Raw genomic sequence first — 1,353 nt, forward strand, 5'->3', positions numbered from 1 at the left:
CTTTTGAGGCGGCTAGATACGGGTTAAATGTTTATGCGTCTGACTTAAATCCTGTGGCGGTTGTTACCATGAAAGCTGCGATGGAATATCCCTTAAAGTTTGGGGCAGACTTACAAAAGGATATTGATAAATGGGTGAAATGGGTAGGTGATGAAGCTGAAAAAAGACTCGCTGAATTTTTCCCTTCTCCTGATGGTGAAACCGTACAAAATTATCTTTGGGCGCATACCGTTGTTTGTCCAAACTGTCAGTCGGTTGTTCCTTTATCTCCTAATTGGTGGTTATATAAACGTCCAGAAAAGCAGAATTTACATAAATGGTGTGCAGTTAAACCTATTCCTAATCTTGAAAATAAACGGGTTGATTTTGAATTAATTAAGGGTAAAAAAGGTAAAGGGACAACCATTCAATCTGAGGATGGAGATTTTGATCCCAGTATTTATAATACAATTAGTAGGGGTGTGGGTAAGTGTTTATGTTGTGATAATGTGATTGAAGATGATGTTATAAAAAAACAAGCACAAAATGAAGGGTTAGGACATCAATTATACGCGGTTGCTTTTAAAAAAGGCAAAGGTAGTTTAGAGTTTAGAATACCTAATCAATTAGATTTAGATGGGGTTGAAAAAGCAGAGAAATATTTACAAGAGAATTCAAAACAATTAGACATTAATGAATTAATTCCTGATTTGAATATTGTTGATGGAGAAAAAACAAGAGAATTACTAAGATATGGCATTGAAAAATGGTCTAAACTTTTCAACCCCCGTCAACTCCTAACCCTTGTTACTTACCTAGAAATCATCAACGAAGCTAAAACTAAATTACACATTGAACTTCAGTGCGTCAGTCCCTAGTCTCAGCGTAGCGGACTAGGGAAGGAAAGCACGACAATTTGAGGACTCAATGTCCGAAAAATTGTCAAATTAACTTTTCGGAGCATCTTGGTTCTTGATATATTCTTTTAACTTTTCAATAGGTGCGCCACCAGAAGAAGTGACATAATAAGACTTAGACCAAAAAGAAACTTTGTCTTTATAAAACTTAGTTACTTGTTCAGGAAAGTCTTTTTTCATGACTCTAGCTGTCGAACTTTTAAGACACCCTGCAACTGTAGAAATAGAGTTTTTAGGATGGAAATCTAATAAGATATGGACATGATCCATTTCACCCGAAAACTCTAGTAACTCACAATCCATTTTGCGAGATACTTGCCAAATCATTTCTCTTAATCGCTCTAGCATTAGGGCGGTTATTACTTTGCGTCTATAGTGAGTACAAAACAAAGTGTAACCGCACACTAAAAACACTATGTGACCCTTTTCTTGGTTTCATCTTGACACCCTACAGGTA

General features: G+C 36.1%; 2 pseudogenes. One reads left to right on the plus strand and one right to left on the minus strand.

Annotation, left to right across the window (positions count from 1 at the left end):
• A pseudogene (locus tag CY0110_RS27740) lies at nt 1-857 on the plus strand (DUF1156 domain-containing protein); the annotation flags it as partial.
• 69 nt (nt 858-926) lie between these two features.
• Here the strand turns inward: CY0110_RS27740 and tnpA are convergent.
• Nucleotides 927-1,335 (minus strand): annotated as a pseudogene (gene tnpA, locus CY0110_RS27745) (IS200/IS605 family transposase).
• Nucleotides 1,336-1,353 lie beyond the last annotated feature (18 nt).

The organism is Crocosphaera chwakensis CCY0110, assembly GCF_000169335.1.
GTDB lineage: Bacteria > Cyanobacteriota > Cyanobacteriia > Cyanobacteriales > Microcystaceae > Crocosphaera > Crocosphaera chwakensis.